A 9,264-nucleotide genomic window follows, 5' to 3' on the forward strand; every position below is an offset into this window, starting at 1 on the left:
TCGGCGGATATCCTGAAAGATATCGCGGAAATCCCCCGCCTCGATCCCCGCGCAGCGCTGAATCACGTCATTCACGAAGCAGTTCATATAGGCAGCTGTATGCCGGGCTTCCTCAGCCCCGCCCTCATCCACCATCAGTGCCTGCATCATGTGCAAGGCCTTTGCATCCGCCCCCGAAGCTTCAATATCCTCACACAGATTCATTGGCAGGACAAAATCCTCGGGCACAAACTGCGCGACCGTCTCCCGATCGACAGCGGTATTTGCGGCCACCTTAGCATAGATGCGCGCAATCGGTCCATCCTCCGCCATGAGATGCGCCCGCACAATATCATTCGAGAGAAACACCGTCAGGCGCTTTTGTTTAATCCTTTTGAGGCAAACATCACGACTGCCGTCATCGTGCTCTATTTCATTGATAAAGTCATGATAGATGCGCCCCTTGAGCTTCTCCTCATCCTCGGTCACGACAGCCTTCGTCAGGCGATCATATGCCTCCCTGTTCGCGATCTCCTGCACCTCCGGCATCGCGAGCAGCTGCCGTATAGTTCCCTTCAGCGTATTGTCACTGCGGCGCACGAAGAGAACGACCTCATCCTCGGGCATCTGCGCGCGAAAACGCGCCTCGAACCAACGGATCAGATGCGATTTCCCCGTACCGCTCTGCCCGTACACGGCGATGAACTGATGCCTGTTCTCCGGATTCCGCACGAATTCCTCATAGACGGACTCCTCCGTACACTCCGTGCCCCCCGTCGGCGTGAGTTCAAATTTATTGAGTAGGCGCAGGCGCTTGATCGGAACATGAGTTGCGAGAAAGTCGCCCTGGGCGGCGGTGATCGAGTCCGGCTTTACAATGGCGGAGATGCGCTCCCGTGCAATGCTTACGTCCATGCCGCTCCTCCTATCTGCAAATCGTAATATTCGTGACAGTGCCCGCAATCTGATGCGGCTGCGGGTAAAGACTCCATATGTCAGTCTGATCGAGAATGTGCTCCAGACGAATGATCCCCATGTCGTGCAGACTGCGGAGCCCGTTCGAGACGCCGTAGCTAATCTGCCGGTTCGCAGGGTCGTCATCCACGATCATCCTGCTGTAGGGGAGGATGCTCTCAATGAACGCGCCAAAGGAGTAGCTGCGCCCCTGCTCCAAGCCCGCATGCGCGATCACATCGCACAGAAAAACATCCGCATTCGGTATGAAGAACATGTCGTGCAGATATCCGAGCCCCAAATACGAAGCCCAGAATCGCCAAGCGCGCATTGCCATCGCGTCAACCTGCCGTCCAATCGCCTTGCTGAGCGGCTGCGCCAGTGCTGTCAGATTCTTCTCTCCGCTGAGAACACTGCTGCCCCACGCATAATATGCCTTCGTCACCTGATAGAACTGCCCCGACGCGAATTCCTCGAGCCTGCCGTTCACATAGAGACGCATGGACTCCATCGAAGCGATCACCGCCAGCTCGACCGCGAGCGCGATGTTGCCGTCCGACCTCGTGATGAGCTGCAGCTCCTCGGCTGCCGTCCGATAGTCCGCAAAGTAGGAGGTGTTCTGATTCAGATAGGACGGCTCCATCTTCTCTTTCAGTGCCCTCTCGGTGATCGTCCCCTCTGCGGCGATCCTGCACAGTGTGTAGACGCGCTCGGGAATCGCCGGCGTGACCATTTTATCCTGAAACATATTTCCTCTCCTAAATCATACCACGCACAGGCAAGACCAGTCCATCCGCCAGATCGGTAAAGGACTTGCCCAGCCAATCGAAATATGTATTTTCCTGCAACACGTGAATGAGACGCACATCGCCGCGCGTTCCCAATTTCTCCGTGACATACCGGAACAGCGCAAAGATCTCCCGTGGACTGCCGCAATAGCACACAACGATGATCCCAGAGATATAATAATACGCCTTTTTCTTGACGAGTGCACGCAGATCCTGCGAACTGAGCAGAAAAATGTTGCCCGTCGTCGCCATCCGCTCTAACGTGTCCGCCAACGGGGTATCCGAGACGACAGCAGCAATGCGGTATGGAGAGAGTTTCGCCATCAGTGCCGCCTGCTCCTCCGCCCCCGCAATCACAATGCGGCTCTTTGCCCCTGAAAAAAACGCGAGCTGATCCTCGGCAAGCGGTCTGAGCGGCTCCTCCACGGGAGCTTTAAGTGCATCGCTACGTGCATCTCCCTCATACGCCGCTTCATGCGCATTGCAGCCGGCGCAGAATTCATCCACGCGATCATAGATCTCATAGAACATCTCAGACCAGCAGACCCGACCGCCGTTTTTGACCGCCTTCTGCATCTGACGGAATGCCTGCTCATAGGAGCGCCATTCCTCCGTGCGGCAGGCTTCGATCACTGTTTCCTGCGCAGCATCGGGCGAGCGCAACACCTCTTCCAGAACCTCGATGACGAAGATGTATTGATCCGCCTGAGGCACAACCTCATGAATGCGGATGAGGTGATGGCGTCTCAGGAAGAGGAGCACATAGACGTTCCAGTTCACATCCGCCTCCGAGGGCGGCACATCCTCCAGACTGTCCCGATCCGCATAGTTCGGCCGTATGGAGGTATCGATATGGCTCAGCTGCTTCACGCGCGGAGAGCGGGGACTGTTATACATGCTGTTCCAGCGCCCGAGGATCTTCTCCGTGGTCATAACCTTCTTGGAGATCCGATTGAACGCGCCGCTTAGATCGTCGGGATCGATGCAGAGCATGATGCTGAGACAGGGCAGCCCGTCGCGTCCGCCGCGCCCGAGTTCCTGATAGTAGGCGTTTGCATTCTGCGGGATGTAGAGATGCAGCACCGTCCGCACATCGCTTTTATCGACGCCAACGCCGAATGCGGAGGTGGCGACCATGATCGGAAATTCATCATCCGCCCAAGCCTCGATCAGCTCTTTTCGACGCACTCCCGCTGTCAGCCCCGTGAACGTCCTAACATTGTGCAGCCCTTGTTTGCCTAGATGCTCCGCCACATCGCTGGCATCATCAGGGCTTGCGACGTAGATAATCATGGGGTGCGGCATCGTCCGAACGAGCTCTGTCAGCCGCCGCATCTTTTCCGTACGGGACTTTGCCTTTACCAGCATATACCGCGGCTCATGCCGCAGGGCATCGCAGCGGATCTCAAGCCAGCGCGCCCCGTCCTCGGTGAAAAAATCCTTGAGGAGGGCGACTGTCCGCTCCTCAAAGGTCGCCGAGAGCAGGATCGTACGGATCGCGGGGTTGTTGCGGAGCAGCATCCTGCGCCACGATTCGAGGCATTGGTAGTCGATGCGGAACAGTGCGCCCCAGTCGATCACGATATGCGCCTCGTCGATGATGATGCTGCGCAGATAGCGTACATCGTTTGCCTCACGTACAACCTGTGCAAAATTATCATTGTTGATAAGTGCCTCCGGCGAGATGAACAGCATCCGCGCCCGCCGCGTGCGGATCGCCTCCAGGATCGGCGCGGGATTCACCCCGCTGCTGTAGGAGAAGATCTCCTCATCTGCATGCGCCGACCGCACGATGCGCTTTGCCGCGCGCACCTGATCGATGGCGAGCGAGACGGTCGGCACAACGATGATCGTGAATCCCTCCCGCTGATATGCGAGGGTCTGCGTAATGAGACTCTTGCCCCCGCCCGTCGGCAGGGAGACCAAGGTCGTGTAACCGTCGGGCGTATTCAGTGCACCGTAGACTGCCAGTTTCTGTGCGGGCGATTTGAACTGCACGAAGCCCGTGATCCTGCGAATCAGCGGATCGGTCTCCAGATTCGTCCCGCGCGTATCCCGCACGCGCAGATGCTCCTCCCCGCGAAAGACCGTCTCGGCAAACGCGCGGTTGATATAGACGGGGAACTGCCCCACAGCAAAATAGCGGTCTGTATCCGCCTCGCGCAGAATCCCATAGGGATTCCCCTCCGCGATGGAGAGTGCGGGCAGGGCAATCTTCACCTGCATGGTCAGCAGATAATTGCGCAGTGCGAGCATCAGATCATCATCGCCGCATTCGTGCGCGCGATGGAGGTCATAGCTGCGCACAAGGCGCTTCGCAGCGCGCAGCAGAAAGCGCTCGTGCGCATCTGCCGGGGCTGCGTCAAGGAACGCTGGCCGCTCTCCCTGCCCGCTCAGATAGGCCTCAAGTGCCGCATTCATCTCCCACACCTTCATCGCTCTTCACCATCCAAACAAATGCCGCCGCCTCCAACGTGACGCTAAGTTTGCGCATTGCTGCAAGCAGAACATTGTGCACGCGGCGCAGCTCGGCGATTCCCGCATCTGCCGCCCCGTAAAAAGCGCTGCCCGCTTCCCGCGCGGACAGCATGCGCTCCATCTCCTCACGCGCTCCCCTGTAGTCGGAACGGCGACGATACTGCTCAGCCGCCCTCTCAAGTGCCTCCTTGCGCGCCTCCTTGACGAGCGCACGCCACTCCTCTGTGGGGTACGCGCTGCGGAACCAGTCGATATTCGGCATGTCCCCGATCACATCTCTGAGATATCGCGCCTGACGCCCTCTCTTGCCCAGATGAACGTCCCGATTCCGACGGAATCCCGCACGGATGATCCGCATGTACTCCCGCACGACTGCATCATCCGTGAGATCATCGGGATTCTCGATGGAGACAGGGATGACAACCTGCTCCGACAGCAGATAGCTGCGATACGCTCCGAGCGCGTGCACGGACAGCCCCTGCGCCCGCAGCTCCCTCTCACTGAGCTTTGGCGCACAGGTGAAGATCAGCCCCTTCCATTCCAGCGCGGACTGCACGGCAAAAGCAGCGGCGCGCCCCTTGCAGGAGCGGAGCGCATTGTTCACAATGCAGTCGAAGACCTCATCGCCGGGCGCAAAGAAGTGCAGATAGTCGTTCTCGATCGCCTGCTTGCGCTGAAACGTCCCGCGAATTGACTGCCGCTGCGATCGGATCGCCCTGCGCTCATTGTACTCCTCCTGCACCCTGCTGATGAAGCGATTCTGCTCCGACGCCAGATACGCATTCCACTGCGGCGGGATGAGGCGAGAGTTCTCCGCCGACTTCGGAGAAAACGACTCTGCCGTGTAGGTGATCGTCCCCGCAGCATCGCGTTGCCCGCGAAATCCCGCCAGACTCGCCCAATTTGACATGGTGCTTGCAAAGAGTTCGTTTTCATTTTCCGCATAGTAGTCGATGAGGCGTCTGAGCTTTCCATACAGGGGGCGCAACAGGAGCGCGGAGGCATCGAAGTGCTGCTCCTTGCGCACTGCATCCCGCATGGTATCCGCCAGCGCAATCATACGCGGGATGCGCTCGTGCAGGCCGTACTGAAAGTCCCTCTGCACGGCGTCGATGAGATCCTCATTGATGTCCTTCATGATGATCTCCATCCCGCTTAGGGACTGTGTGAAGATTTTCAGCCCCTCATCCCAGAAGCGAAACAGCGCCGCCTCAAAACTATCCTCTGTGTGGACGACAACGGACGTGACTTTCGACCGTTCCGGATCGCGCTCGAGGCGATCCAGACGCCCAATGCGTTGCTCGATCTGATTCGCATCCCACGGCAGATCGATGTGGACGAGGACATCCGCGCATTGGAAATTGCGCCCCTCGCCCCCCGTCACGTCGCAGAGCATCACGCGGCAGACGGCATCGTTCTGAAAGCGGTAGGAATTCAGCTCGATCTCCTCTGCGGACATCCCCGCCCCGAAGAAGCTGATCTCCTCCGCCGGAAAGACATGTGCGAGCGCTCTGCAATACGCCTCGAACGTCTCCGCGTGATTCGTGAAGAGCACGACCTTTTGATCATAGAGCTCCTCGCAGAGCAGGTTGATGACGGATACGAGACGGCTGCAGCACGCGTCCTCATGTGCATCCGGATCGTCCAAAATATCCGCCAGACGCGAGATCGCATCGTCCTCTGCCCTGCACCACTGCTCTGCACAGCTGCGGAGATGCTCGTCCACATCCTCCATCGCATTCAGCCGCGCGCGGAATGCCCACGGTGAGCTGAAGAACGACTCGAGGAGCGGGCGGACGACCCGCACGACGTCCAAGTGTGCTGCGTCCGCCGCAATCCGCTCCGTGAGCAGCTCATAGGCGCGAGCCTCATACGCGTTCCGATCCTTGTCCAACGCATAGGTAATCTCCTGCCGTGCGCGCGTGGGCAGGAGGCGCGTGCCATCCTCCGACTGCGTGAGGAGATGGCGGCGATTGCGGATGATCTTGTTCTCGATCTGATAGTTGCCGCAGAGATAGGAGATCACAACCTTGACCGCATAAACGCCGAAATCGCTGCTCTTAAAATCGACAGCGTCGAGCAGCGCGGAGAGCTTCTCATCCGCGAGTGCATCGCAGAGCACCTTCAGGTCTTTGCGAATATCCTCGAAGACCTCCGCGCTCTCCTCATCGTCATGCGGATCAACGCCCGCCTGCCGCTGCTCGTCAAGAAACTCCTCATAGCCCGCCAGATCATTCATGATCGTGACGGTCTTTTGAATGATCCGCCCCTGCTTGTCGATGAGCGCGCTGAAGCGCTCCACGTTGTAAGCATCGTATTTGCTCGGCTGCAGGAGCCGCAGGAGCTCCAGATACTCCTCCTTGCGCTGCTGCACGGGCGTCGCGCTCAGGAGCAGGACATTCTCCGCCGCTGCGCTGAGGCGATGGAGCAGCGCATAGGCATCCCGATCGCCGAGATGGCGGTGGATCTCATCCACGATAACGAAATCCCATGCCCGCTCCTTGTCACCATCGTCCAGCTCCGCGATCGTCTTCACCTGAACGAAATGACCGTCCTTGACCTGCCCCGTCGACAGGTTGAACTTGAGCAGCATTTCACCCTTCCACTGCTCCTTGAGCGTATCCGGCACGAGGATCAGGATATGCTTGTGCGCAGCGTGCGCCATATAGATCGTCAAAACGGAGAGTGCCTCGATCGTCTTGCCCATGCCGACCTCGTCGGCGAGCATGAAGCGGCAGGGGCGCTCCTGCAGGCAGCGCATGATCGTGTTGACCTGATGCGGCAGGAGATAGATTTTGCAGCCCGCCAGTTCTTTGAACCCATAGATGGCATTCTCGAGGAGATTCATGCTGCGCGAGACGACAGCACGCCCCATGAACCAGCACGGGTTTTGGAACTCGTAGGAGCACAGCTGAACCGTCGGATCGACATCGCCATTCGTGAACGGCGCCGTAATATCGCGCTCCGATACGCGACGAACGTCCTTCGTCGCACGCATTTTAACATCGTATAGGTAGAAGCCATCCTCATCGCGCTCTGCGGAGAGGATCGTGCACAATGCCCCACCCACCTTGACCTCGGAGCCGACGAACAGCCTGCACCTCTTTGCCTGTCCCTTCGGCAGAGTGCGCTGTCCCTTCTGCTCGTATGCAAAGAGCCGGTCATAGCCGAACGGGTCGTGAACCTCTACGGTGACGCTCCGTTGAAACTCATTGACCTCCACAACCTGCCCGCACAAAAAGACGCGGGGATCGCGCGCACTCTCGGGATCCGCGGGACATCTGACATACATTCCTGCTTTGAGCATGGTTTACCCCTTATACGATGCCGCACAGAGCTCATGGTTGGCACAGTACTGACACCAGATGCCGATATGCCGATGAAAATACGTCTGTGCAAGTGCGGATTCTGCAAGCGTCTCGGCAATTTTTTCATCCGATACGGGCGCAAAAACGTCCTTGAGAATATTCACCTGTGGCCTCCCGGCATCTGTCAGCTTCTTGTAAATGAACTGCTCCCGTATCCTCATGTAGGCGCGATCCGACTCCTGCAGTATCGGAAAGGGCGTCTTCCCATGCGGAAGGCGCGCACGTACCTTCTTGAGGACATCCATGCGGTTCAGGTTGGAGACAAAGGGGAAGTATTTACTCAGCGTTTCATAGGTATCGGAGAGCGCATCGGCAACGATGGTCTCGCCCGCAGGACTGCCCTGCAGCTTCTCTTTGATCTGATTCTCCAATATGATCTCGAAGTATTTGACGAGGAGAAAGGGCTCCTTGTAGATGGTCGTCCCCTCTGCAATGGATTCCAGCAGAAACCTGTACCTGCAGAGCCGCCAGCGGTAATAGTCGGCGGGCTCGTATGCCCTTGCGGGTGCACCTGCCGCGCGGATCGCCGTGACATCTGCAAGCCACGGGCTGCGCCGCCGCTCCTCGTAACGCACCCGCCGCGCGCCGAGCAGCTGCAGGAGATAGTACGGCTCCCGTTCTCCCTCGCCGCTTCGCCTGACATAGCTGAGACGGAAGCGGGCGCGGTTGAACTGCAGGCCGTAGAGCAGCGCATAGCGCTTGTAGTTCCTGTACTCCTTGCGCGCCTTGACATAGACCTGATATTTCCAGTCCACGGGCTCCTGCGCAACCTCGAAGAACGCATCCGTGAGCGGCCACGGGAATTTGCGCGCCCTGCCCCCGCACATATCCTCATCGGAGAGACAGGCAAAATGGTAGGTGACGGGTTCACCGCGCACACGCCCCTGCCCGCTGCGCAGGATATCGCCATCGATCTGCTCGAAGTCGCGGACAATCCAATGCGCGCTCTTGCCGGGCTTCGTCTCCTGCACGAGATAGATCGACATTGTCGCCTTGAGACAGGCAAACGAGGCGGATTCATCGATGTGCTCGACCTCCTCCAATCGATCGAGCACGCGACGGATGATGTCGGCAAACTCCTCCCCGAGTCCCTGTTCATCCAGGACGTCCTGCTGCAAATACGCCTTGAGTCGCTGATAGAACGCGCGAAAATTATGCGGCTGCTGCTCAAAATCCTCGTAGAAATACGCTGCGAGCTCCTTGAGCTCCGTGAGCGCCCGCTCCATTTGATCGATTGCATCACGGCTGACGGTGTAGTAGGAAATATGGCGCACATATTCCTGCTGCGCGGAATCGCTGAGATATTTTTTCTGCTTGCGAAGGCGCTGCAGCCGCCGAATCATCTCATCCGGGGAGGTACAGCCCTCGAACAGTGCGGCGAGCTGCCCCCAGACGGCAGACAACTGCCCCGGGTAATCCTCCCGCAGAATGCCCGCCTCGAGGCACTCCTTGATATCCGCAGCGTCCGCGATCACCATCTCATTCTTCTCGGCGTCCCACATATTTGCAACAGCAAGGAAGAAATGCCCGAGCGGATAGTCCAAAAATTGGCGTTCTCCGAATTGCTCCGGGAAATACATCTTGAGAATATTGTTTGCGGAGCTGTCCGCCGCGTAGATCTGCTCCTGCATCATGCGCATCGGATTTTCGGGATCAGACTTGCCTGCCTGTTCAAATGCGCGGGCGACATAGGCGGC

General features: G+C 58.3%; 4 protein-coding genes and 1 pseudogene. All 5 read right to left on the reverse strand.

The window, feature by feature from the left end:
• The coding region (locus tag AXF19_RS14505) for an ATP-binding protein (RefSeq protein WP_172837344.1) at nucleotides 1-894 on the reverse strand (894 nt) is incomplete at its 3' end.
• Nucleotides 895-904: 10 nt separating this feature from the next.
• Nucleotides 905-1,681, reverse strand: coding sequence for a hypothetical protein (locus AXF19_RS01450; protein WP_066844082.1), 777 nt, complete (start codon nucleotides 1,679-1,681; stop codon nucleotides 905-907).
• A gap of 10 nt (nucleotides 1,682-1,691) precedes the next feature.
• Nucleotides 1,692-4,157 carry a DEAD/DEAH box helicase gene (locus tag AXF19_RS01455; protein WP_066844086.1) on the reverse strand — a complete coding sequence of 822 codons (2,466 nt, stop codon included), beginning with the start codon at nucleotides 4,155-4,157 and terminating at the stop codon, nucleotides 1,692-1,694.
• A complete protein-coding gene (locus AXF19_RS01460; protein ID WP_066844090.1) occupies nucleotides 4,126-7,506 on the reverse strand; it encodes an SNF2-related protein in 3,381 nt (1,126 codons plus the stop codon). The genes AXF19_RS01455 and AXF19_RS01460 overlap by 32 nt, the downstream gene beginning before the upstream one ends.
• Before the next feature lie 3 nt (nucleotides 7,507-7,509).
• Nucleotides 7,510-9,264: pseudogene (locus tag AXF19_RS01465) on the reverse strand (hypothetical protein); the annotation flags it as partial.

The organism is Selenomonas sp. oral taxon 126 (assembly GCF_001683335.1).
GTDB lineage: Bacteria > Bacillota > Negativicutes > Selenomonadales > Selenomonadaceae > Centipeda.

Excerpts from the sequence above, each read along its gene's own strand:
- AXF19_RS01450 (WP_066844082.1), bottom strand. The coding sequence starts at position 1,681 with ATGTTTCAGGATAAAATGGTCACGCCGGCGATTCCCGAGCGCGTCTAC.
- AXF19_RS01455 (WP_066844086.1), bottom strand. The coding sequence starts at position 4,157 with ATGAAGGTGTGGGAGATGAATGCGGCACTTGAGGCCTATCTGAGCGGG.
- AXF19_RS01460 (WP_066844090.1), bottom strand. The coding sequence starts at position 7,506 with ATGCTCAAAGCAGGAATGTATGTCAGATGTCCCGCGGATCCCGAGAGT.